Origin of the sequence: Methanocorpusculum petauri (genome assembly GCF_026891975.1) — an archaeon.
Taxonomy (GTDB): Archaea; Halobacteriota; Methanomicrobia; order Methanomicrobiales; family Methanocorpusculaceae; genus Methanocorpusculum; species Methanocorpusculum petauri.
Genome location: NZ_JAPTGB010000003.1, coordinates 28,448 through 49,430, shown reverse-complemented (window position 1 = coordinate 49,430; position 20,983 = coordinate 28,448). Strand labels below are relative to the sequence as shown.

Genomic DNA, 20,983 nt, shown 5'->3' with positions numbered 1-20,983 from the left:
CCGAACAAACAACATAGGATGTTTGCCGTTATAAACCCGGTAGCGATCCGCCTAATGGGGGTAAATCCTCACAAATCTATCCTCACCAACCCCTCTGCCGCCACAATCCCGAGCGACGCATGGCATGCTGAAACCGAACGGTCTCCCGCTACACACACCGGCACACCCGCTACCCGGAACCATCCCAACTGCTGCCCCATCGCCGTCCCGGCCGACGCTGCACAGTGACCTGGGAACGTCTGACCCCGACAAATCATCCTCTTCCCCACAACCCGGACAAACGCATTGATCACCGTTCCAGAGGGCTGGATCGCAGACGTTCCGCCACCATGTTCCTCAGAGCACGGAAGAAACGTTTCCGTATCTCCCTCGCATACCACCCGCAACATCATGCACCACCCAGCCGGACAAAGTCCACCGCCGTTGCACCGATCTCCAGTGAGCCATCGGCACTGAACCGAATATACGACCCGGAGCGGTGCTGCAGCAGCAACTCACCCGGGGCCGGCTGCAGATCCGGAAGAGCATCTGGTGTATCCAGAACCGTCAGCACCACCGGATTCGTGTACCGTATCCGCTCATTGATCTCCGGAATGTGTCCTGCGGCCTCCAGCATCGGTGGAAGTTCATGCATCAGAAACGCAATCAACACCGTATCCCCAACCAGAGGCGCAGCGCAGAGCCTCCCCGCCCCCGTTCCATAGGGGAGCAACGGCACTTCCACATACTCCATCACCCGGCCGGAAACCATATGCTTCACCTTCACACTGACCAGGTTCCCGGATACACTGCTCACCGTCCCTACGTCCAGCGTTCGGATACCGGCAACCTGTTCCCGAACATACTTCGCAATCACCTCAGCAGCATCCATCACTCCTCACCTCCGGATGCCTTCAGCTTCATAGTCGTTGTAAACTCACTACTGCTGTGCGTGTACTCCGCCACCACATACCGGCCGGACGCACCCGGTTCCAGACTTTCCAACTCCACCGCAGAACCGGTCATCACCCGCCAGTTCAGGAGCGTTGTCACCCTGCGGTCATAGCTGTCCCCATCCTCCGGAGACGTAGAGATAAGGCCGGTATCTACACTCACCCGGATCGTCGCCGAAAGAGTCACATCATCCGGCACAATGTACGACTCGCCCCCGGCAGTCATGGCCCGTATCGTCCTGCCGGTCTTCTTGATATCCGGATCGCCGTTGACCACATCCAGACACCACTGCAGAGTCACCGCACCATCTGGATCGGTCGTGTACGGGCCGCTGGTCGTCACCTCCAGACACTCCACGGCCGCCAGAAGAAATGCTGCATCCCGGTAAAGGTTCCTGAGAATATCAGCAATCAGAGTACCCTTGGGATAAATCCGCGGCTGCATATTCTTCGGCCATTCCAGATCCACACAGCCGAACTCCGTATACCGATCGGCCCCGTCCCGGCCATGAGTGATAGTGGTCACCTGGCCGCAGAAGATGCAGCCGGCATCGCCCTGATATCCGGCCATCAGCAGCACATCATCTCCGGCATGGACTGCTGCAATCGTTTCGGGTGAAAGATTCCAGACCGTGACGGTGGTTGACGCCTTGTTTTTGTCTCCTGCATTACTGTCCACCTCGAAGTCGATATCCAGCCCGTCCAGCGTTGCAGGGCCTATCTGCAGGGAAACATGCCTAAGATACGAGCTGTTTGTACGTGTCACTATCAACGATATGCACCTCCCTGTTGTCTGCATCCGGATACAGTGTCAGCAGCGGAATGCCGGTTTGTGGATCCGGCACATCCACCGCAGTCTTATCCTCAAGCCGCTGCGACCAGAGCGGAGTATCTTCTCCGGTTCGTTTGATGGTGAGCGTATCGTACTGCTCACCGTCTGTGGTACTTGTGGTTTGAATTGCTGCCTGGTATCCGGTACCGCCATACTTGAACCGCGTCACCTCCGGAGTATTGGCCTTTCCGAACGGAATGTTCCGAAGAATGAGGAACTTGCCGCCGTCCAGTGATATCTGCGACATGGCCTGCGATGCTATGGTGAACCGGTCCATGACACCGGTGAGACCTTCCTTTGGTTGTTCAGCGTCGGTGAATGCCTGCAGAACTTCATCGGAGACGGATATGCTGGTGTTGGTCAGGGATTTGGGAACACCGTCGCCGAGAGTATCCGGTGCGGCAAGGTCCATGCCGTCTATCCGCTGGATCTCCACATGGGTTTTGACGATGCGGATCTGTTCCAGTGTGACTTTGCATTTGGTGGTGTCCGCAGTGGATCCGTACTCATCCGTCAGCCGGGTGAGGGCCATGTTGGTGTAGGTTCCCTGCGGGATTGTTACGGTGATGAGCTGCTGGGAGGTTGCGAGCTGCTGCAGCTGCTGATACTGTCCGGCGAACAGCGTTATCTCGGCGTCAATGACGGGTTGACCGATGATAAGATGGTCGCCAGTTTTGTTGCCGTCCTCGAGGGTGTGTTTGCCGATGCTGTTGGTCTGATCCGGCCGGATGCGGGTAACCCCAAGGTAGCGGGTTCCAGCGATGGTGAGGTACTGCTCCATGCTTATGGGGTTGACGTGGGGGTAAAAAAGGGAGGGATGGCGTTTTGGATGAGTTGGATGGCACAGTAGTGCCTGTATGCTGTGGAGGTTTTGTTGGAATTATTCCGTTGGATATGGTTGTATAACCTTTTCCACCAGATACCATCCGTCCTCAGTATGGGACAAACATTTACATTTTTTCAGATTTTCTAATGCTAATCGGATTTCTGCTGACGATTTATCAGGATATCCATATTCAGAGATGGCATTTTCAATAAACGAGACCACTTCACTGTCTGAAGTATATCCGTAATACTTATTTTTCTTGTGAAAAACAGTAAGAATAATTAGCTCTGTCTCGGGTAAGGATACCATTGATAGACAGAATATTTTGTAAAGGAGACGGATCAGCAGCAGGAATCCATGCGGGATGGATTGCGGACCGAGAATAATTATTTCTGTAGTATCAAAACACAACTCTCCGCATTTTCTAATGTCGAGAATAATATTCTGTGGTTTTATCGATTTTTTCCTGTAAATAAAGCCCAATCTTTCATGACGGTTTTCTGGTTCGATGGTAACGTTTTGATCCATAAACCGCTTTATGTCATCAGATGACAATGCGACAAGCATTGGATCGCACATGAGATATTCGGTCAACTCCTTTTCTAAACGCAGGGCTTTTTGGTATTCCTCAGTTTCTTGTCCGTTCATGATTTCCTCATTTCTTTCCATTCGGTTATCTGAGATTGTAGTCGTTCTTTGTAATAATCAGCTATGTCCAAGTAACAGTTACAGAGATCATTTCCTTCTTCAGTATCAAATTGATACACAGGATCCTTAACCATCTCGAGGAGCTTATCCATCCGGAGCTGAATTGAAGGATAGTTGGATGCAGTATCATTGTTCTCGACCCCAAATTCGGTATAGGTGATGAGATTGAAAAATTCCAAGAATACGAGTGGAGCGAGATATGTATATTCGTGGTATACATCCCAGTCTGATGTCACTCCATGACTTTTCTGGTACATGATTTTGTTGAGAACAAGATCGTACGCAACCGCATCGGCTTCGAACTCCTGACTATAGGTTTTTTCTTTGTCAGTATAGTCTGCTTGATGGTTTAAGTAGATGTGTGCGAGCTCATGGGCGATAGCAAACGCAATACTAACCCAAAACGTATCAGACGCAATTTGGAGCAGGTGTGGATCTGTCTTCACAAGATTTTTCCAGAGGGCAATGACTTCCTCTTTGGGCAGGATACCCCGACATCCCTGCTGATAAAGTACATGGCGAAGATGAGAGTAACAGAAATTCCAAGCTACCTCGTCTTGTTGGTACTCGGACCAGAAACACATCGTGCTGAGAGAACCGAAGAGGGCTGATCCTACAAGTTCATCCACATAAACATAGGGGACATCAAGATTTTCTGCATGGATATCCATCACTCTGCTATATCGCGAAAGAAATTTTAATTCGTTCTTTTTACTAGAGTATATTTGTTCAAAATGAGATACGAGGGACCAGAACAGAGTCTCAAAATTGCACGTATTGCATGCGTCCGTTACGAATTGGATCTGATCTTCGGTAATTGACTCATTTCCAAAAACTGCATTTGCAATGAGATCTAGTGTGTCTTGGGAGTGAGAGTCTAAAGAATGACATTTCTGCAGCTTACACATCATGTCATAGGACGAGGTGGATGGGCAGGGAACAAAATAGTTTTTTTCTTGACCAGAGCCATTTTCTAAACATTGTCTGTTCTTTTCATGATTTTTCAGTATATCCTTAAGATCTCCGAGATAGTATTTCCTAAGATCATCTTTTGTATATGCGATATTAGATTTATTCTCCATGATGACTCATCACACTAATAATTAATCCATTAATGTATTTATCCAGATAATATATAAATCTGCGTCATGCAATCGTTCTCGTTGGCCAATACGAGACTGAACATCATGAATACGTCTGATTACGGTGCAAAAAAGATTAAGGGGATACAGTGAATTTTCCGAGTATTATGTAGACACCCGTGTATGCCGATCCCTTTGATCCATATATTCCTGCCGTCCCTGTAGGAATTGGGTATTCGACCATAGTTTGCGTCAGGGTGTATGTTGCTAATACATCCATATTTACATCCACACACGTTATTGTCGGAAATACTCCATTTCCGTTGGTACGAACCGGAAGACTCCCCGATAACGTTTGTCCCGGGGGAACTTGGTAAATTTGGATCATTCCAGGCGTGCCAACCACAATATCCGTTCCATCAACCAACGGTCGTACGGGGGTAATCACATAATCACATACAGATTTTCCCTGTACAACATGTGGCGCTGGTACGATGATATCCGCGGAGACAAGTACATCCCCATTGATATCTGTGTCATGGCTCTGCCGATGCGTATCAAGCGTGTCCTCGTTTACACCAAGTACCTCCTCGATCTTTGCGAAATTCCCGCTGATTCTCTCACCGTATCCCATTTCTCCGGCCGCAGCCATGTACAGCAAGTACCGATCGGTCCATGATCCCATGTTACATCCTCCTGTGAGAGGATATGGGCCCTCTGATTTTTTGCCGAACAAATAACCCTAACCTCCCTTTTTTACCCTACATTCCGACCATCATGGCATGTCACAATGGATAGGACAAATCGGCCTAAACCACATGGCCGAACTCGCAGCAGCTGAGTACAAGTGGGTCGCACTGGGCGACGGAGAGCCTCAAGAAGGTCATCCGACCATTACCGGTCTCGCTCATGAAGTGTGTCGAAAGCCGGCAGTCGTCAATCGAAACACCAACGTTATCACCTGGATTGGAGAGTTTCAGGCAATAGATCTGCCGAATGGCTACTATACTGAAGCTGCTGTTTTTGACAGTCCAACCGCAGAAACCGGCACCTACATCACGATGTGCAGCCATGCAGAAATCAGTCTACCGACCGATGCACCGACACACGTCCAGCTGGTGGCCACTATTGGGGGACGGGTCGCATGATCCCATCCTCTCACAGGAGGATGTAACATGGGATCATGGACCGATCGGTACTTGCTGTACATGGCTGCGGCCGGAGAAATGGGATACGGTGAGAGAATCAGCGGGAATTTCGCAAAGATCGAGGAGGTACTTGGTGTAAACGAGGACACGCTTGATACGCATCGGCAGAGCCATGACACGGTAAATGGCATCTTGACAGCTGATACGGCAAATATCAAAACGATATCCGGGGCGGTATTTCCCACCACGATAAGTACGAAATCCGCAGCTGCAGGTGGCGTAATAGTTCTGGCGGTGGAGTCGCATTATGGATCTGGTTATCTCACTGATTTTTACGTGCCGGTGGGCTGGGCATTTCGTGGAAATATGCGTGCCGTTGACACGACGGGCGGGCGTGTCACGACACTTTACGGAATCGATCTGTATACTGGCGAGTGGACCTCTATAGTCGCTTCCACATCCATGGACATGCACCACTACATTGCATATGCATCACGGCCCGCAAATAGTCAGGTCGGTGGGGTGAGTTTCTATATGGTCGAGCCGTTCAATCGATTAACATCAATCGGTCAATAATTCTCCTCTTTTTACCATTTTGTTGCAGTTAACAAAATGGAAATTACACCACCTCAAATTCCCCGCACTCAATCGTCATCGTCGCATCACCCGAACCCCACGGGCAATCTCCCCATTGCATGTACCCCCATCCAGAGCAAGCCGGCATCCGGACATAACGCTGCATCACACGCCCGACATCGATCTGAATTTCCACTGGCAGCAACGCCAGAATCAGATCCACCGCACGATAGCACACTCCAGCCGCCTTCACATCCCGGACTGTCTGGTTGATCGCATCCCAATGGGAAGCCCCGGTCGGCTGACCACAAATCCGGATCATAAACACCGCATTCGGCTGCTGCACGTACGACTCGATCACCTCAACTGCATCCGGATCAAGACCCAGCATATCACCCACAAACCGCTGAACATCAGCGACCGTCCCGTAACTCAGCCGCATCGCAATCGTGTGCTCAATACGTGCCCGGTACGCAGCGTCAGACTCGCCTGCCATCCGGTCGATCGTAAATCGGGCCCCGACAGCATCCAGGGATGCGCCCCATGCATCCTCCACCCAGCGGCTGGCGAGAATATCGTCCATCGCATCCAGACATCCGGCAAACTGTATCGCAGGAACCTCCAGTAGTCGGCGCATAACACTTCCCGGATCCCGGGACACTCCGCTGGAGAGCCAGGAGCTCATCTCCTCCGCAATCTTTTCTGCATCCTTCATACCACAGTCACCGTAATCGTCCCGAGACTTACCGCTGCATCATCAGCAACCGTCAGCTGCTCATCAAACCCGCTGATCGTCGTCTCGTCCGCAGTCGCCGACAAAGAAACCAGACTGGCAACACCGCGAACCCCTAATACCGCTGATACCAGGGCCGAGTAATCCACCGCCACACCAATCGACCAGGACTGCAGCATCATTGCCAGTGCCGAGGTCACATTCTGCACAACAGCCTCCGTATCAGAAACCGACGTCCGGAGCTGTGCAGTCACATCCACCGGCACCACAGTAGGCCGTGACCACGTAACCGCAATACCAGCCGGGCGTGTCTCCTCAATCTCCGCAGAAATTGCAGCATCCGCACCACCCAGAATACTCACGGACACCGTATTTGCATCAGTATCCTCCACAATGTTCAGATCCAGCACACCATCAATATCCAGCAGCTTGGACCGGAGTGCATGCACCGTCCCCCTGCTCGCCGGCTCATACGTCTTCATCCTGGCCCGATACACCGCATCGCTCTCCCGATCCGCCCCGCCGGTAACCGCCTGGGGATTGGTCACATAATCAACACCAAGAATCGGTGTCGTAATTGCAACCACCGTATGCATTGCCAGGTTCGCCCGGATACCCGGCTCAACAGCACGGATAGAAACCGGATCAGATACCGTCGCACCTGCGGCAAGACTGCCTGCAGCAGTAGTAGTATAGAGGATCGTCCGATCCGCACTGGCCACCACCGTTCCCGCAGGAATAACATACTCCTGCGGGGCCGGAGTTGCCCGGGAAAAAACCACCTCCCCGGTTGCATACGTTGCCGGATTAATGGTCATCCCATTCAGCCTGCCAAGCTTCTGCAGATGAATGCCGGCCGCAGTATCGATATACGCCGCATCATACACCCGCTCCATCTCAACCCAGATCTTCGCAACTTCAAACGCAAAGATCTGTGCAATCTGACCCAGCGGAGAAGACGGCGAAACATCCACATCCTGCCCGAGCAGCTGCTGCATGGACGTCTGAACTTCCGTAAGAATCACCGCATACGGTTTGCGGATAAACCCGGCCTCCGTCACACCGTATCCGGTCACAGAATCACCCCCAGACGTACCGTCTGACCATCCTGCAGGGTCACATCCGCAGCAATACTGATCCGGCGGTCCTGACCGGGCGTTACCGTCACACCGTTGACCGACTTCAGGTACGGATACTGAACCAGAGCCTGCCGGACCTCGCCTTCAATGGTCGTTGCATTTCCCCGGGCATCCAGAATTGCCAGAGCATCCAGCCCAAACTCCGGAGAAAGCAGAGCCGACCCCTTGATACTCCGGAGCAGAACTGTCAGATCCTGAACCGCTTTGTCCGTACCGGTAACCGGGACCAGCCGCCCGTACTGCAGCACCAGATCCCCGGTTGCATCCAGCGCATATGTTTTACCAATATCTGCCATACCGGTATGGTCGGCAGGCAGGCAAAAAAGAGAGGGTTAGGATGATATGCATGACTGCACTAGGCAACTGATGGTAACAGTCTCATCCCTGAGTTGCAGTTCGTGTTCTTAGATACAGAATTCGATTTTCAGATCAGGGGGGTGCAGTTTCACTGCCGGAGATCAATCCACATCAAAGAATCTATCGAGCTTTTGCTGGGGTTTTGGATCATTATTCATTTTATTCCTAACGAGTACTGGGATATTCCGCATATTATTTTCCATGGCGTCTTTTCTTTGGGAAATGATCATCTTCGCAAATGTTTCAATCATTGTAGCGAAATCATCTTTATTTCCTGCTTTGAGAGCCCCGATATACTCACTCCGTCGCTCCTTCAATATCAGAAGACGCGGATATTCCGCACTCACCAACAAGTAATTCAGCAATTCACGCCCGACTCTTCCATTCCCATCTGAAAAAGGATGGATTGTTTCAAATTTGTAATGGAACAGAACTGCACACTCGAACGGATGGTATTTCTCCGCGAGGTGTGTATAATATTCATTGATTAAATCTGTGAGTTCTGTCTCAATAAAAATGGCAGGAGTCAGTTGATAGTCATAACCTGAGATGACAATTGCATCGCTCTTTCTGAACTCCCCGGGTTCCTCCAGAATATTTGCCATGATGAGTTCATGGAGTTTTTTGATAAAATCCAATGTTATGCGACCGTGATATTCATGTCGGTACTTTGCAACACGTTTGTAGTTTTGGACTTCATTTATTTCTCTGAGTTCTTTTCCCCGAGGGATCGTTCCGTTTTCAAGCAGATCTATCGTCTCATCCAAAGAAAGAGTGTTCCCTTCAATTGCAGTGGTTCCATGAATATAATATTGCTCAAATGCCTGTTCATAGACCGTGACGTCATCGACAGATATCAGGCTGTTGATGTATTTGTAGAGATAGCGTATATCTTCTAGTTCTTGTTCAACCTCTTTTGAAAGATATTCGGTTTTAAGCGATTCAAGCCTTGACTGAATGATTTTTTGCCTAGCTTTTGTCTCCAGCTCCACCATATGTTTCAATGTGAATTCTTCTATCTCTTTCTCGGTCGGTGCAGCACCATTCCCCATATACTTCGTTATGCGCGAACTCTTTCCATCACTATGTATGTCCTTTACGAGGTAGTAATGTGTCTTGCCGCACCTATTTCGTCGTTCAACACGATATCGGGGTCCATCCTGCATGTATGTATCTTTGTGTTGCGTGAAGCTAAGATTATTTCCATCATGTCACGTCACACGAGATGACAGTTTATTCCACAGGATGTTACTGTTTACGTCATGATCACCCTGATTTCGGCGTCAGGATGATGTATCCCATCTTCCGGAAAGCAACAATAGGATATTTCGGTAGGCAAGCAGGCAGACAAAAAAGAGAAAGTCGGATACAACACCCAGTTACCGTCGTAAGGACCCCAGTTCAACTGGGGTGATACGGTAGAAAACGGGTTATTATCCAGTTAGATGATTCCCTTCAGATTCCACTACTGAAGAAATTTTGGGTGGGAAGAACACTGGTATTTACAACGTTGATAGTCACATTCGCCGCATTGATTACCGCATCAGATCCATCGTGGGTAAGACAGATATAGAGCAACATGGCACCAACAATGAAGGTTAGTATAATTCCAATTATAAATGAGACCTGGCCCTTCCACATAATACTTACAGTTCCATCATTATTTTTACTGTTTCTTTCAATGATCTTTACAAGATCTGGATTTAAGTCTGCAGGAGAATAATATGGATTAGCTAACCCTCCAAATATGTGTCCATCGCTCGGATAAGCTAGGCAGTAACCCCAACGATTAACTCTGAAGAACACTCTTAATGCATAGTACGCTGCGAGAATAAGAAAGGCAACACTAAGTGATATGAGTATTGTTGGTAACTGATAGACATACGACAAGGAAAAGCGATCTGCAGTAAAAAGCGTAACTCCTAGTGTAATTACTAACCCGACAGCCCCCAAAATAAAGGTTGATTGGGATTTGAGGTTGTTCATCCGTCCAACCTCATAATCATAGCGATGTACTAATACATCATGCCAAAAACCCAGACGTTTCCCATCCCTTTTCTGTTCATTAGGGAGATTCTCATTGGTCCACTTCGCATCAGATGAAAGATCTAATATCTTTGCTTTTGGAGGAGAATTACTCGCGTCTGGCTCTGTAATGGCAAGTTGAGTAGTATCATCACCCTCGATATCTATTGTATCACTCACCCTCATCAATTACATCACCTGTCTTTACATCAATAAAGACAGGAAGACGCTTGGGAACATACTCTTTACCTTCGCTCGAAGTATATTTGTCCAAGAACTTCTGCATGATCCCTTTGGGGTTTACTGAATTTACATATATCTTCGTGTTGAGGAGTTGTTCTAGTTCTTCCATCTCATCAGGAGACAAACGGAAATCCTCCAAAGAAATATGTTCTCCATTACACTCATGATTTTGCCAAAGAGCAAATTTATGCGTGTATGAACTCAGGGACGTCGCACTCCGAGATTTTGTCATCTCCAAGGTAAGATCAATCAAATCCTTTTCAACGTCTTTAAAAATCGTAGTCTTTGGCTCGACTCCCGGTTTTAGAGAAAATTTATAATAATAATATTTACCGCCGTCTACAGAGACTTGTTCCATTTGGAAATCATTCTGGTGAAGATATGCGCAACCAGGATCTGTATAGGAAATTCCATAGTCAGGTACAGGACCATTTGGAAGGCATTTGTATTTGTCATCGAGTATTGTGTCACCGAATTTATTGAAGGCAAAGAGGTCAATGAAGAAGACATACTTCATTAATTTCGTACGATTAATTGACTTGTCTCTCTGAATTGCATATAGGATGGCTTGTTTCTGTTTCTCAGTCTTCGGGATAGTTTTTTGCTGTTCTTCACTCACGTTTTTCACCTCCATTCTATGCAAGAATATTGAACCAGAACCATATAATATATTGCACATCTCGGCAACAGGGGGTTATAAAAAAAGAGCTTCGACCTCTACGCTCATCCATATAGTAACTGTGAGGTTATGAGATCTTAATTGGGGTAATTTCCAATCAGATACACTCCATCCGGTCCCCGTTCCGTACCAGCGTGAACCCGTCTCCCCCGTCCTGCGGCACCATCGCAGCCTTCGCAGAACGAACGGCCGTCTCATGTTTCCAGGCAAGAAACTCGGCCCACTCCAGATACTTCCGGAGCGGCCAACTCCGGACCGTATCAATATCCACACCCAGCTCATACGCCAGAAGAAACAGGGGCCGCTCTGCCTCTACCCGTTTTTTACCTCATCCGGCAGAATCCCAAGCGTCTCCTGAATCCGGAGTGCAATCTTTCCTGCGACCCCCGGCTTCAGAACATTCGCATCCGGAACCGGCGGATCCACCACTGACATCTCGATCAGCGCATTATTGAACGTTGACCGCATACCGGACGGCTTACCATCCTTCATCACCACATGCCGCGTCGACAGCTCCGTAAACTCCTCCGGTGTCAGTTCCCGAATAAACAGCGTAACCCCGTCCACCTCAATCGGGATCGGATCCGCGGACCGCAGAAATGCTGCAGGAATCTCCATCTCAGGGCCTCCGCTGCTTCGTCACATTTCCGGCAAACTTCAGCGATGCCGTCCGGGGCGAACTGAGATCATCCGAGAACACCGGCTCCTCCGTAATGCGGCCCTGCACCAGCTTCGCATTCTCCCAGGGAGACGTCACGGTAATCGTGATCTCCTCCACCGCATCATGCATCGCCTGAATCGTATCCACCTGATCATTGGTCACATACGTCTCAATCTCAATCGTTCCGGCAGCATACTTGATCTGATAGCCGGCAAGACCCTGGGCACCGGCAACCGGCTCCACCGTCTTACCGCCTTTCACACTCAGCTTGTTAAAGTTCGTCAGCTCAATCGACCGGGTCGAAGAACTGATGTTGACGTGATACTTCGTTGCATCATGATCCTTGTCTGTCATCTCAGAACGCCTCCACGATCAGCGGAATAACCATACCCTGAATATCTCCCGGAGCCTTCACCAGGATCTGAATGCCGGTCAGAATCCGCTCGCGCTGGGACGCGGCAGGAATATCCGCAAGTCTCGGCATGGCAATCTCATACGAGCTGAGTACCTGATTATCTCCTTTCAGCCGCTCCAGCGTTGCCATGATCCTGCCCTCAATGTAGGCGAACCCGACATCATCGTACCGGATATACGGAGTGTTAAGCATATAGGTTGTCAGATCGTCCTGCAGATTCGACACAATCCACTGGGTCTTACGAAGGATATCCAGATACTGCGACTTCTCCGACTGCTGCGTCAGGGTCAGCTGATTGGACAGATAGTTGCGACCGTCGTTTTTGAGGAGCAGAACAGCGTTCACGCGGGCCGTCTCCAGCGTCTCCACATCGGCAGCCGGGAAGTACTTCGTCACCGCCACATCCACCGCCGTCCATCCGATACGATACGCAGGATGCAGCGTCATGATATGACCAAGCGTTGCTGCAGCAAGGTCGCCGGTGAACTCCGGATCGGCATGGGCGACAAACATTCCGTACTCACTGTCGATCTGCTTTACTGCAGATACAATGTCGGCAACCTCTGCTCCGGCAGGATGGGTTGTCGTGAAGATGATCTTGTTTGCTTCGGCGAATGCTGCGAGTTTTTTCAGTAGTGCCGGCTGGTCGCTGTAGATGCCTGCCAGACAGACGCCGGCAACATCATGGGTAGTCACGTGTGGTAGCAGAGTTGCCAGAGCTGCAGCGACCTCATCAGCGGTCGGCTGATCTGCGGCGACTGCACTAATACTTACGACATAGAGCGATCCGATCCCGTTTTCAAACGCTGCTTTTGCTGCGGTTCCTACTGGTGTGTCGGCCCCGTGATCGGTCAGCAGCGTGGACAGCTGTGTATATTCACGCGGCGTGTTTTTTGCATCCGCATCGGACAGCCCTACCACGGCCGCAACACCATACTGGCTGCTGCGGGCGGCGAGCGGGACGACCGATGCCCGGATGACAATTGCATTTGCTACAGAGGGCATATGCGGGATAGGTCAGCCGGCGGATAAAAAAGAGAAGGTCAGGGTTTGGGAGCCAGCGACCGGAGGACTGCAACAAGATCACTGAGGATCCTGCCCGCCTCTTCCGGTGTGATCTTCCTGTCGGCAAGGGACTGCTGTACGGTTGTCAGCAGGTTGGCGATTGCCTGCGGAGTGGTTCCCGTCGGCTGATACCGGCGGGAGATGAGATGGCCAGCGACAGCTCCGACTGCGATGCAGCCGATACAGAGAGCTGCAAACAGGGCGGGGTCAATCGTGATCATTCCTGTTTCACGACCAGCGTAAAGGGCAGTGTCTGTACCAGCTTATGGTTCCCGTTGTAGAGCAGGAACTCTGCCTGATGCGTGCCGGCCGGGTAGCCGTTCGGATACGGCGGGTTCCAGCTACGGGCCAGTTCGCGGCCGGAGCTTGGCAGGTCCACTTCATAGAGAATGAGCGTGCTGCGGTGAGCGTTGTTCTCCGTCAGAGCTCCGTCAACTTTGAGGCCGACATAGAAGGAGCCGACAACGTCGAAGTAGGTAGCGAAGTAGAAGACGCCTTTCCGGTTCTTCAGCGTGATGGTGTTCTTTGCTTCACCGACCCGGCCGAGTTCCATTGTGTCAGAGACCCGGACGATCTTCGGTTCGTAGTTGCCGGTGGACGGTTTTGTATCTGGAGTGGTGGTGTCACCGCCGCCGGCCGGTGGTGCAGTCGGGGTACTGCCGCTGCCGAAAAGGGCTGCGAAGATGCCCTTTACGGCATTGATAAGAGAGTCAATGAATCCCATGCATCACAGGTCGGTTGGCGGATAAAAAAGAGAGGGTCAGGGTTCCAGGGTGAGGTCCGGAGCATCGATCTGTTTTGTTGCCGGGGTTTCTGTCAGGTAACTCTGCAGGTACCGGAGGGTGAAGGCTATCTCCCGCCGGGCGATGTCCGGGTCGATGTAGCTGAGGTCGAGGGTGCCAAGGTCGTCGGCAACGGTGATGATCTCCGGCAGGTCCCGCAGGGCCCACAGTTGCAGGGTGTCCAGGTATGTTTCGACAAGCTCGGCTTTTGCGGCGGTGTCGGTATCACAGGCGTGGACGTCAAGGGTGAGGGTTGCATGCCGCCATTGTCCGTGCTGGTAGGTGAGGGTGTTTTCAGCTGTGCCGACGGCGAGCAGCCGGGTTGCCGGGGTCCATTCCCGGGCCGGCCGGTCGGCACTGTAGCGGAGGGTAATCACCAGCGGATACTGCTGCAACAGGGTCTGGACGGGGGCGTTGTCGCTGTAGCTACGGGCCGCAGGGTAGGGAATATCTCCTATGATGATGCGATCCGGAAGGGACCGGAAGATCTGTTTCCGGATGTCGCTCGGAATCATCAGGGCCACCGCCACCAGGCGGCAAGTGCTCCTGCCAGGGCAATGACGGTTGAGATCATGCCGCCGATGATGTACTTCAGGGTCTTTCCTTCGGTCTTGAGTTTCGTTATTTCGACGGTGAGGTCGTGGATAAGGCAGGTGTTGTCGTTGATGAGTTCCAGCTGTTTGGCCAACTGTTCCTGCATGGCATGCATGTCTTCCCGCATGTCCTGATCCTGTCTGCAGACCCGGGTACGGATCTGGCCCACCTGTTCTTTGATGACGGCTATGTCTTCCCGCATCTGATATGCTGCTGCATCGTCCATGCCGGTATGGTCAGCGGACAGGCAAAAAAGGGAGAGTCGGTTTATATCAGAAATTTATTCAGTTCTTTTTCCAGTTCACGGGTGATCATAGCCGGGATGTTTTCCGCCTCAAGGTCGAAGACGGTGGAAAACAGTGGACGTGCCGGGATGCGACCGTCTTTTGTTCCATATTCAAGAACTGCGGCGATGTCTGCTTTGGGATGGTCGAAGATTCCTACCTCGATCTGGCAGGGAGAGATGTCGCCTGCGACAACGCGGTGGGTGATGACGTTCATCAGTTCGGTGGTTTTCTGCCAGGGTTCGGTTTTGTGGCCGTACGGCGGTTTTTCCCGGGCATACTTCATGAGGGTGTTCGGAGATTTGGGCAGCCATGCAGGGTTGCCGGCATGGATCATCTGAAGGGCACGGTCTTCGAGGTAGACGCCCACTTTTGCTGCGACCCGGGTCATGATGGCATCAAGACTCCGGGAGAGCAGGGCCATGTTGTTGGTGTCAGTTACCATGCTGCATCATCTCTTCGAGTTCTTTTCCGTACCGCCGGTAAAAGTCGTCCCGGCATTCGGTGCTGCAGAAGACAAAGACCCGCTGGTCGTAACGTTTGACCATGCCGGACATCATGTCGGCCCTCTGCCGCGGGTGCATGGGGATGGTGTTCCGGCATTCCGGGTGGCTGCAGGTGACCATGATGGTTTCCTGCTGCAGCTGTTCGCGGACCTGGATGAGTTTGTCCAGGACGGTATGTTCTATGTCGTTTGCCGGCAGCCATTTGGTTTTCCATTTTCCGTGTTCTTTCCACCGGACGACGATGTAGGGTTTGCCGTTTTTCTCTAGGACGGTAAGGCGTTCTTCCGTTGTTTGGCTTGCTTTCATGTTGCACGGGTTATACACTGTTAATTTTGATTTTTGATGCGTCAGAGTAGCTTAATTTCTCTCTCAACGTTTCCTCAACGTCAGAGAGGAGTTCCACTTTGCGGATTGCCAGTTCGTTCGGGTATTCGTCGGGGTAGACGATCCGCTTACGGTACTGGACGACAATGCAGGGGATCAGCCAGGGGATGCGGGGTATCTTGCAGGCGGCCCGGTGCGGACAGCGGTTGGTGCAGATCCGGCCGGGGTTGCGGCATACCTGAAGGGATTGCATATGAGCTGGTGGGCGGTGGAGTGATATTAGAATAGCGAAGGGGGAAAAGAGGGGGTTAGGGGGATTTTGGAAGTTTTGCTTTGGAGTTCTTTTTGCGTTTGGGTAAACAGAATAACATAATCAAAGTGAGGACGATTGTTGCAATGAAACCTCCAGCCCAAATACTGATTACGACTGTAGGGAGATCCGGCGATTCAGCTGGAATAATTGCTGTAGCTGTATTGATACCTAATCCAGCAAGACCAATTACTATACTAGCCCCAGTCAAGATATAAATTAACTGAGTAAGACTTGTTGTTTTCTCTGCTGAATTAGCAGCAATTTCATTCATGTCCACAATTCTTTTCGTGAGTTCTGCCACCTGCATCATCGAATAATGGATTTCTTTTGTTAAATCGCGTTGTTCCTCTGCAACGTCAAATATTGTTTCATCCGATTGAAAATCAATGTCTTTTACCTCAACAGTGGGATATTCTGGAAAATTTATGAAATTCGAGAATTCTCTTTTTGTCACACCAACTGGATCTATGGAGTATGCCGAGGCTAAGCTATTCAGTGAGTTACTGATCGAACCTGCTGTTGTCTCCTCTATTTGTTTTCCTAAGGCTTTGAGTGCAGCTGTCGCCCCCTCCATCTGTTCTTGCAATACTTGCATTGAGTCAGTTATTTTGTCGAAATTCTGTTCCAAGCATGGAATTGAATCTATTACTGACCCATAGGCATCCATTTGTGAATTTTTCGATATCTCCCCATTAGATTGTGTATTGGATGATTTTTTCTCATTCACCATATTCATAGATTATGTTTACAAACATGATATTAAACCTCTTGACACCAAAAATGACATGTAGTCCGAACTGATTTATCAATTCATTCTTAAAGAAAAAAACTACAGCTACTTCACTGCCGTCTGATCAGATACGTGTACCGCACCGGAAAAAAGAGCGTGTGGACCGCAGACTCGCAGCCCACAATGGTCCAGGAAGTAACATCCCCGTTTGGTTCAGTAATTTTCAGAAGTGAGTCTTCGGCAAGTGGAGTAGAGGTGTGGAACCGCCGGTCGCCCGAAAGGTACATGCCCTCCGGAGCCCGCAGGATCTCCCTGGCAGAGACATCCTGCAGATGACCGGCAACAGCTGTACTACTGATAACCCGGGCCGGTATTCGTGTTCCGTCTTCGTCAGTATAACCCGGCTCGATGCAAACATGGAGAATCGGGTACGGATAATCGAACTCGGAGAAATCATCAGTAGTTGTCATAGAGTGGTATCACCGGTAAGGTTCTTGGTCTGAGGAGCCGCAACAGCTCATCAATCTCACGATCCCAGGTGGAAATTCTACTGTCACTGTCACGGTAGGTAATGCTCATGTTCCCCTCGCTCTTGGATGCAATATTCGCTGCCGCAGGACTGTCTGCCGACAGCGACCTTGCAGCAAGAAGGCGCTGAGCTTTCCCATAACTGGCTCGGGGTATCGCCGCACTCCCGACACCCTTCATCGCCATGAACTCTTTTGCCTCTGCTAGGGCAAGGCTGATCTCCTCATCCGTATACCGGACCGCAGCAAGACCAAGCAGTCGCTTCACCTGATCAACCGTTGCCTCGGGCATCGTCACTCCTTCTCAGGCTTCCCGGACTTCTTCTCCGGTTCCGCAACCACCTTCTGTGGCGGCAGATCCGCAACCGCAGCAACTGCCAACTGTCCCGTCCGGGCCGCTTCGCGTACAGCCGCAGGCCACTCCTTCGGACTATCCGGAATCGTGATCCAGTCACCTTTCCGGGACGTCACATACTTCCCTGATGCATCCTTCAGCGTCAGCGTCCCGTCAATAACCTGTGCCTGCATCAGCTCACCCCAGCAGTCCGGTCAGTTTCGTAATCAGTTTCGGATGGGAAATGTAGGCATTTGCCTTCGCCAGAGCCACCGTCTTGTAGGCGACCATATCCTTCCCCAGGAACTTGCCGTCCACACTGTAGGTCCGGATCGGATGACGCACATCCCATGTACCGCAGCTCAGCGTCCGCAGCACATACGCAATACCCGTATCCTCCGGATCCAGCTCGTCATCCACCACCACCCGCAGACCGGCAAGCGGTGGCAGATCACCGGTGTTCACAAAAGACTGACTGCCGTTCGTGTTGTAGATACGGCTCTTCACAATATCCATCGAGGAGAGATACTCCGCAAGGGACGTGGAGATAACCAGCGTGTCGGCAGGCAGCCCGTCCTTCTTCACCAGGTTCTTCGCCTTCTGCAGATCACGGAGCGGATCCGCAGACGAACCGGTCCAGTCGGTACCGGTCAGTGTGTTCAGTCCCTGGGCGTTGGATACCGTCCACAGAATGTTCCGCTGCTCGTAGAGCTGCATTGCATATGCCAGGTTCTCCACCTTCGTCTGTACCGCATCGGCCCGGCCGTCCTCGACCTCATCAAGCGTGATCTCAATGTAGCCGCCGTACCAGTCCACTGACCGGACCTTTTTCAGGAAGTCGGTATCGATCCGCGGGATGTCACCGTTCTCACTGACGATCTTGACCTCGCCGCGACTGTCTCCTTCGAGAGAGCTTTCAATCGCGGACCCGACTACCTTGTTCTCCCGAAGCAGACTTTTCGCGATGGACGGCTCGTGATACTTCTTGAGAATACCTGCCTCCACGACCTTATAGGTCAGGGCCGGGTGGTTCGCCAGAGCATAACTCTGTGTCATCGGGCTGGTTGTACCGGGAAGAAATTCATTCAGTTTCATGTTGTTACTCCGTGAAAATGACGACTGTGGCATTTGCCGCGCCGCCGATGCGGACCACTCCGGCGATGGCAGACAGTGCCGTTACTGCGGTACTTGCCACCGTTCCAAGAGATGTTGCTTTCTTGACGCTGCCGTCCGTGTCATAGACCACGACGTCACCTGCGACCACTGCCTCTTTGGCTTTGACCCACCGGGACCGTTTGTATCTGACCCAGACGGACCCGGCCATACGCTTCGGGTTTGCCACATTTCCGGAGGTGGCAAACACGCGGTCGGTCTCAAGGAATGGGCCGATGTCATGATCCAGGTAGCCGATGGGTTCAGTATGTGTGCTGCTGTCCAGCGGGCCGAACATGTCGTCTCCATAGAGAGCAACCGGCTGGCCGGCGACATAGTATCTGCCCTGGGAGTCGGGCGTCGTTTCGGTTGCGAACATGGTAACCGGCGTCACTGCATGTTCTTTGTAGATAGGGGTTACGGACATTGCCACCTCAGAAATACTGCTTTACGGCAGCATCGATCTGCTGTTTTTCATGGTCTGCGGTGCTGCCGGCTCCTGTATCACCTTTGCCTTCGGCGGCTGTGGCCGCGGCTGTTGCTGCACGCTGCTGCAGGTCGGCGTGGTAGTCGGCCAGAAGGTTGGTTGGCAGTTTGGCGAGGAAGTCCTGGTTTACCTGCGGGTCGGTCTGCAGGATCTTTGCCATGAGGTTGGCCCGCTGTTTTACTGCTTCCTCGAGTTCAGCCGTCTTTGCCTTCTGGTGATCGGCGACTAAGGTGTCGATGGCGGCCTCAATTTTGATGAGACGGGCCTCGGTGTTGTCTGTCATACCTTCTGATTTTCTGTTTTCCGGTAAAAAGGGAGAGTCGGATTTTGTGTGGTTTGTGACGACGCCTGCGTAGGGGCAAGCGGGTTCGGTGGTGAATGCGTTGTGGATGATCTGGGCGTTGGTCCACTGCCAACGGCCGGTGCCGGTGTTGTAAATCTGCATGCCGCCGACCCGGACGGAGCTGTAGCAGTTGTCCGGATCCTGTTCGATGAGTGCGGCGATGTCTTTTTGTACGGTGGTGGTGTTCCAGAGCTGGACTTTCTGCAGCAGGGCGGTCTTTTTTCCGTCGTCGGTGTCGATGGTTTGTACTTCGTAACCGAGGGTTTTGCCGACTTTCTGCAGGAACTCGGCGGTGTGGCCGGACATCATGGGAGCCGCTGCTTTGCTTTTTGTCCATGCTTCGTCGGCCCGCTGTTTCATGAGAGTGATTTCGTCCGCGGTGAACTCGGTGTCGTTGAAGACGCCTTCGGTGATGGCGACGAGGAGGTATTCTTTGTCCGGGCTGTCGGTTTTGTTGTGGTCTGCTGTTGCTTTTGTTGGTATGAGGGCTTTGGTGAACTGCAGGGTGTAGTCCGCCTCAGCATAGCGGGTTGTTGTGTCCATACAGGACTGATGGTGTGAGGGAGGAGAAAAGGGAGAGGTGGTTTTGTTGATCGTCAGGTTTATGTTTGTAGTAGGGGATGTATTGGTGTATGAGTGACGATGGTGCGCGTGAAGTGAAGTTTAAGCAGGAACACTATGATCTGCTGGTTATGTGTGCTGAGAAAGGGGATATGACGGAGTGGAACGCATGGCAGAATAGGTATCATTCGAAACATAAGGAAACAGAAGATGCTGGCGTATACTTGGAGGGGGCCGATTTGAGGGGTAAATGCTTAGATGGCGTATGTCTATCTTGGGCACATCTCGAAGGAGCTAAAATGGAGGAGGCACATTTAAAAAATGCACATCTAACGTTTGCACATCTAGAGAAAGCCTCCCTAATAAAGGCTCATCTTGAGGAGGCAACAATGAATGGAGCAAATATGAATGGGGCACATTTAGAGGACGCACATCTGGAAAGGGCTAAGATGGGGGCTACATGGTTAGTTGGGGCATCACTGTTTCAAACTCATTTAGAGGGAGCAATTCTGAAAGAGGCTCATCTTGAAGATGCTGAAATGAGTGGATGTTATATCGATGGAACATCATTTTATGATGCATGTTTTAACAACAAAACACATATTATGGGATGTAATTTCAATAT

The 20,983-nt window shown here is 51.1% G+C and carries 32 protein-coding genes and 1 pseudogene; 3 read left to right on the top strand and 30 right to left on the bottom strand.

Annotated features, from left to right (window positions below; genetic code table 11):
• Window positions 1–388: 388 nt before the first annotated feature.
• The 6 genes from O0S10_RS01820 to O0S10_RS01795 all read right to left on the bottom strand — a co-directional run bounded on the left by O0S10_RS01820 (window position 389) and on the right by O0S10_RS01795 (window position 5,065).
• Window positions 389–871, bottom strand: a complete 483-nt coding sequence (locus tag O0S10_RS01820) for a hypothetical protein (protein ID WP_268924189.1) — start codon at window positions 869–871, stop codon at window positions 389–391.
• Window positions 871–1,698, bottom strand: a complete 828-nt coding sequence (locus O0S10_RS01815) for a hypothetical protein (RefSeq protein WP_268924188.1) — start codon at window positions 1,696–1,698, stop codon at window positions 871–873. Before O0S10_RS01815 ends, O0S10_RS01820 begins: the two co-directional genes overlap by 1 nt.
• On the bottom strand, window positions 1,670–2,545 hold the full coding sequence (locus tag O0S10_RS01810; RefSeq protein WP_268924187.1) for a phage baseplate protein: 876 nt from the start codon (window positions 2,543–2,545) through the stop codon (window positions 1,670–1,672). The genes O0S10_RS01815 and O0S10_RS01810 overlap by 29 nt, the downstream gene beginning before the upstream one ends.
• A 99-nt stretch (window positions 2,546–2,644) precedes the next feature.
• A complete protein-coding gene (locus O0S10_RS01805; RefSeq protein ID WP_268924186.1) occupies window positions 2,645–3,238 on the bottom strand; it encodes a hypothetical protein in 594 nt (197 codons plus the stop codon).
• Window positions 3,235–4,380 (bottom strand): ImmA/IrrE family metallo-endopeptidase, encoded by a 1,146-nt coding sequence (locus O0S10_RS01800; protein ID WP_268924185.1) that lies wholly within the window; start codon window positions 4,378–4,380, stop codon window positions 3,235–3,237. The genes O0S10_RS01805 and O0S10_RS01800 overlap by 4 nt, the downstream gene beginning before the upstream one ends.
• A gap of 136 nt (window positions 4,381–4,516) precedes the next feature.
• Window positions 4,517–5,065: a hypothetical protein gene (locus tag O0S10_RS01795; RefSeq protein WP_268924184.1), complete on the bottom strand. Its 549-nt coding sequence runs from the start codon at window positions 5,063–5,065 to the stop codon at window positions 4,517–4,519.
• Between the two features lie 97 nt (window positions 5,066–5,162).
• On the opposite strand from O0S10_RS01795, the gene O0S10_RS01790 reads away from it, so the two are divergent.
• Both O0S10_RS01790 and O0S10_RS01785 read left to right on the top strand, forming a co-directional pair.
• Entirely contained in the window at window positions 5,163–5,528 is a 366-nt protein-coding gene (locus O0S10_RS01790; RefSeq protein ID WP_268924183.1) for a hypothetical protein, read from the top strand.
• Window positions 5,529–5,555: 27 nt separating this feature from the next.
• A complete protein-coding gene (locus tag O0S10_RS01785; protein ID WP_268924182.1) occupies window positions 5,556–6,104 on the top strand; it encodes a hypothetical protein in 549 nt (182 codons plus the stop codon).
• Between the two features lie 43 nt (window positions 6,105–6,147).
• Here the strand turns inward: O0S10_RS01785 and O0S10_RS01780 are convergent, their stop codons facing one another.
• The 24 genes from O0S10_RS01780 to O0S10_RS01665 form a co-directional block, all read right to left on the bottom strand.
• Complete coding sequence (locus O0S10_RS01780) at window positions 6,148–6,819, bottom strand: hypothetical protein (protein ID WP_268924181.1); 672 nt, start codon at window positions 6,817–6,819, stop codon at window positions 6,148–6,150.
• A complete protein-coding gene (locus tag O0S10_RS01775; protein WP_268924180.1) occupies window positions 6,816–7,913 on the bottom strand; it encodes a baseplate J/gp47 family protein in 1,098 nt (365 codons plus the stop codon). The genes O0S10_RS01780 and O0S10_RS01775 overlap by 4 nt, the downstream gene beginning before the upstream one ends.
• Entirely contained in the window at window positions 7,910–8,272 is a 363-nt protein-coding gene (locus O0S10_RS01770; RefSeq protein WP_268924179.1) for a contractile injection system sheath initiator, read from the bottom strand. Before O0S10_RS01770 ends, O0S10_RS01775 begins: the two co-directional genes overlap by 4 nt.
• 162 nt (window positions 8,273–8,434) lie before the next feature.
• The gene (locus tag O0S10_RS01765; RefSeq protein ID WP_268924178.1) at window positions 8,435–9,499 is read right to left on the bottom strand and encodes a Fic family protein; all 1,065 of its coding nucleotides are present in this window, start codon (window positions 9,497–9,499) and stop codon (window positions 8,435–8,437) included.
• Between the two features lie 289 nt (window positions 9,500–9,788).
• Window positions 9,789–10,544, bottom strand: coding sequence for a hypothetical protein (locus O0S10_RS01760; RefSeq protein WP_268924177.1), 756 nt, complete (start codon window positions 10,542–10,544; stop codon window positions 9,789–9,791).
• Complete coding sequence (locus tag O0S10_RS01755) at window positions 10,531–11,220, bottom strand: Panacea domain-containing protein (protein WP_268924176.1); 690 nt, start codon at window positions 11,218–11,220, stop codon at window positions 10,531–10,533. Before O0S10_RS01755 ends, O0S10_RS01760 begins: the two co-directional genes overlap by 14 nt.
• A 157-nt stretch (window positions 11,221–11,377) precedes the next feature.
• The gene (locus tag O0S10_RS01750) at window positions 11,378–11,551 is read right to left on the bottom strand and encodes a hypothetical protein (protein WP_268924175.1); all 174 of its coding nucleotides are present in this window, start codon (window positions 11,549–11,551) and stop codon (window positions 11,378–11,380) included.
• 41 nt (window positions 11,552–11,592) lie between these two features.
• The gene (locus tag O0S10_RS01745) at window positions 11,593–11,898 is read right to left on the bottom strand and encodes a hypothetical protein (RefSeq protein WP_268924174.1); all 306 of its coding nucleotides are present in this window, start codon (window positions 11,896–11,898) and stop codon (window positions 11,593–11,595) included.
• 1 nt (window position 11,899) lies between these two features.
• Window positions 11,900–12,295 (bottom strand): hypothetical protein, encoded by a 396-nt coding sequence (locus O0S10_RS01740; protein ID WP_268924173.1) that lies wholly within the window; start codon window positions 12,293–12,295, stop codon window positions 11,900–11,902.
• A 1-nt stretch (window position 12,296) separates the two neighbouring features.
• Complete coding sequence (locus O0S10_RS01735; protein ID WP_268924172.1) at window positions 12,297–13,361, bottom strand: hypothetical protein; 1,065 nt, start codon at window positions 13,359–13,361, stop codon at window positions 12,297–12,299.
• A gap of 38 nt (window positions 13,362–13,399) precedes the next feature.
• A complete protein-coding gene (locus tag O0S10_RS01730; protein WP_268924171.1) occupies window positions 13,400–13,642 on the bottom strand; it encodes a hypothetical protein in 243 nt (80 codons plus the stop codon).
• Entirely contained in the window at window positions 13,639–14,145 is a 507-nt protein-coding gene (locus tag O0S10_RS01725) for a hypothetical protein (protein WP_268924170.1), read from the bottom strand. Before O0S10_RS01725 ends, O0S10_RS01730 begins: the two co-directional genes overlap by 4 nt.
• 36 nt (window positions 14,146–14,181) lie before the next feature.
• Window positions 14,182–14,718 (bottom strand): hypothetical protein, encoded by a 537-nt coding sequence (locus O0S10_RS01720; protein WP_268924169.1) that lies wholly within the window; start codon window positions 14,716–14,718, stop codon window positions 14,182–14,184.
• Complete coding sequence (locus tag O0S10_RS01715; RefSeq protein ID WP_268924168.1) at window positions 14,718–15,023, bottom strand: hypothetical protein; 306 nt, start codon at window positions 15,021–15,023, stop codon at window positions 14,718–14,720. The genes O0S10_RS01720 and O0S10_RS01715 overlap by 1 nt, the downstream gene beginning before the upstream one ends.
• Before the next feature lie 41 nt (window positions 15,024–15,064).
• Window positions 15,065–15,526: a hypothetical protein gene (locus O0S10_RS01710; RefSeq protein WP_268924167.1), complete on the bottom strand. Its 462-nt coding sequence runs from the start codon at window positions 15,524–15,526 to the stop codon at window positions 15,065–15,067.
• Window positions 15,516–15,893 (bottom strand): eL24 family ribosomal protein, encoded by a 378-nt coding sequence (locus O0S10_RS01705; protein WP_268924166.1) that lies wholly within the window; start codon window positions 15,891–15,893, stop codon window positions 15,516–15,518. The genes O0S10_RS01710 and O0S10_RS01705 overlap by 11 nt, the downstream gene beginning before the upstream one ends.
• Before the next feature lie 10 nt (window positions 15,894–15,903).
• The gene (locus O0S10_RS01700) at window positions 15,904–16,164 is read right to left on the bottom strand and encodes a hypothetical protein (protein WP_268924165.1); all 261 of its coding nucleotides are present in this window, start codon (window positions 16,162–16,164) and stop codon (window positions 15,904–15,906) included.
• Between the two features lie 55 nt (window positions 16,165–16,219).
• On the bottom strand, window positions 16,220–16,954 hold the full coding sequence (locus tag O0S10_RS01695) for a hypothetical protein (protein WP_268924164.1): 735 nt from the start codon (window positions 16,952–16,954) through the stop codon (window positions 16,220–16,222).
• A 110-nt stretch (window positions 16,955–17,064) separates the two neighbouring features.
• Window positions 17,065–17,424, bottom strand: coding sequence for a hypothetical protein (locus O0S10_RS01690; RefSeq protein ID WP_268924163.1), 360 nt, complete (start codon window positions 17,422–17,424; stop codon window positions 17,065–17,067).
• A complete protein-coding gene (locus O0S10_RS01685; RefSeq protein ID WP_268924162.1) occupies window positions 17,411–17,773 on the bottom strand; it encodes a DUF4054 domain-containing protein in 363 nt (120 codons plus the stop codon). The genes O0S10_RS01690 and O0S10_RS01685 overlap by 14 nt, the downstream gene beginning before the upstream one ends.
• Window positions 17,774–17,775: 2 nt before the next feature.
• Window positions 17,776–18,009 (bottom strand): hypothetical protein, encoded by a 234-nt coding sequence (locus tag O0S10_RS01680; RefSeq protein ID WP_268924161.1) that lies wholly within the window; start codon window positions 18,007–18,009, stop codon window positions 17,776–17,778.
• Between the two features lie 4 nt (window positions 18,010–18,013).
• Window positions 18,014–18,910: a phage major capsid protein gene (locus tag O0S10_RS01675; protein WP_268924160.1), complete on the bottom strand. Its 897-nt coding sequence runs from the start codon at window positions 18,908–18,910 to the stop codon at window positions 18,014–18,016.
• Window positions 18,911–18,914: 4 nt separating this feature from the next.
• Entirely contained in the window at window positions 18,915–19,394 is a 480-nt protein-coding gene (locus O0S10_RS01670) for a hypothetical protein (protein WP_268924159.1), read from the bottom strand.
• Between the two features lie 7 nt (window positions 19,395–19,401).
• On the bottom strand, window positions 19,402–20,340 hold the full coding sequence (locus tag O0S10_RS01665; RefSeq protein ID WP_268924158.1) for a hypothetical protein: 939 nt from the start codon (window positions 20,338–20,340) through the stop codon (window positions 19,402–19,404).
• 77 nt (window positions 20,341–20,417) lie between these two features.
• Here O0S10_RS01665 and O0S10_RS10545 point away from each other — a divergent pair.
• Window positions 20,418–20,939: pseudogene (locus tag O0S10_RS10545) on the top strand (pentapeptide repeat-containing protein); the annotation flags it as partial.
• Window positions 20,940–20,983: the final 44 nt, after the last annotated feature.

Bases quoted from the DNA above. Each gene is read 5' to 3' on its own strand.
- O0S10_RS01820 (WP_268924189.1), bottom strand. From the start codon at position 871: ATGGATGCTGCTGAGGTGATTGCGAAGTATGTTCGGGAACAGGTTGCC.
- O0S10_RS01810 (WP_268924187.1), bottom strand. From the start codon at position 2,545: ATGGAGCAGTACCTCACCATCGCTGGAACCCGCTACCTTGGGGTTACC.
- O0S10_RS01805 (WP_268924186.1), bottom strand. From the start codon at position 3,238: ATGAACGGACAAGAAACTGAGGAATACCAAAAAGCCCTGCGTTTAGAA.
- O0S10_RS01800 (WP_268924185.1), bottom strand. From the start codon at position 4,380: ATGGAGAATAAATCTAATATCGCATATACAAAAGATGATCTTAGGAAA.
- O0S10_RS01795 (WP_268924184.1), bottom strand. From the start codon at position 5,065: ATGGGATCATGGACCGATCGGTACTTGCTGTACATGGCTGCGGCCGGA.
- O0S10_RS01790 (WP_268924183.1), top strand. From the start codon at position 5,163: ATGTCACAATGGATAGGACAAATCGGCCTAAACCACATGGCCGAACTC.
- O0S10_RS01785 (WP_268924182.1), top strand. From the start codon at position 5,556: ATGGGATCATGGACCGATCGGTACTTGCTGTACATGGCTGCGGCCGGA.
- O0S10_RS01780 (WP_268924181.1), bottom strand. From the start codon at position 6,819: ATGAAGGATGCAGAAAAGATTGCGGAGGAGATGAGCTCCTGGCTCTCC.
- O0S10_RS01770 (WP_268924179.1), bottom strand. From the start codon at position 8,272: ATGGCAGATATTGGTAAAACATATGCGCTGGATGCAACCGGGGATCTG.
- O0S10_RS01765 (WP_268924178.1), bottom strand. From the start codon at position 9,499: ATGCAGGATGGACCCCGATATCGTGTTGAACGACGAAATAGGTGCGGC.
- O0S10_RS01760 (WP_268924177.1), bottom strand. From the start codon at position 10,544: ATGAGGGTGAGTGATACAATAGATATCGAGGGTGATGATACTACTCAA.
- O0S10_RS01745 (WP_268924174.1), bottom strand. From the start codon at position 11,898: ATGGAGATTCCTGCAGCATTTCTGCGGTCCGCGGATCCGATCCCGATT.
- O0S10_RS01740 (WP_268924173.1), bottom strand. From the start codon at position 12,295: ATGACAGACAAGGATCATGATGCAACGAAGTATCACGTCAACATCAGT.
- O0S10_RS01735 (WP_268924172.1), bottom strand. From the start codon at position 13,361: ATGCCCTCTGTAGCAAATGCAATTGTCATCCGGGCATCGGTCGTCCCG.
- O0S10_RS01730 (WP_268924171.1), bottom strand. From the start codon at position 13,642: ATGATCACGATTGACCCCGCCCTGTTTGCAGCTCTCTGTATCGGCTGC.
- O0S10_RS01725 (WP_268924170.1), bottom strand. From the start codon at position 14,145: ATGGGATTCATTGACTCTCTTATCAATGCCGTAAAGGGCATCTTCGCA.
- O0S10_RS01720 (WP_268924169.1), bottom strand. From the start codon at position 14,718: ATGATTCCGAGCGACATCCGGAAACAGATCTTCCGGTCCCTTCCGGAT.
- O0S10_RS01715 (WP_268924168.1), bottom strand. From the start codon at position 15,023: ATGGACGATGCAGCAGCATATCAGATGCGGGAAGACATAGCCGTCATC.
- O0S10_RS01710 (WP_268924167.1), bottom strand. From the start codon at position 15,526: ATGGTAACTGACACCAACAACATGGCCCTGCTCTCCCGGAGTCTTGAT.
- O0S10_RS01705 (WP_268924166.1), bottom strand. From the start codon at position 15,893: ATGAAAGCAAGCCAAACAACGGAAGAACGCCTTACCGTCCTAGAGAAA.
- O0S10_RS01700 (WP_268924165.1), bottom strand. From the start codon at position 16,164: ATGCAATCCCTTCAGGTATGCCGCAACCCCGGCCGGATCTGCACCAAC.
- O0S10_RS01695 (WP_268924164.1), bottom strand. From the start codon at position 16,954: ATGGTGAATGAGAAAAAATCATCCAATACACAATCTAATGGGGAGATA.
- O0S10_RS01690 (WP_268924163.1), bottom strand. From the start codon at position 17,424: ATGACAACTACTGATGATTTCTCCGAGTTCGATTATCCGTACCCGATT.
- O0S10_RS01685 (WP_268924162.1), bottom strand. From the start codon at position 17,773: ATGCCCGAGGCAACGGTTGATCAGGTGAAGCGACTGCTTGGTCTTGCT.
- O0S10_RS01680 (WP_268924161.1), bottom strand. From the start codon at position 18,009: ATGCAGGCACAGGTTATTGACGGGACGCTGACGCTGAAGGATGCATCA.
- O0S10_RS01675 (WP_268924160.1), bottom strand. From the start codon at position 18,910: ATGAAACTGAATGAATTTCTTCCCGGTACAACCAGCCCGATGACACAG.
- O0S10_RS01670 (WP_268924159.1), bottom strand. From the start codon at position 19,394: ATGTCCGTAACCCCTATCTACAAAGAACATGCAGTGACGCCGGTTACC.
- O0S10_RS01665 (WP_268924158.1), bottom strand. From the start codon at position 20,340: ATGGACACAACAACCCGCTATGCTGAGGCGGACTACACCCTGCAGTTC.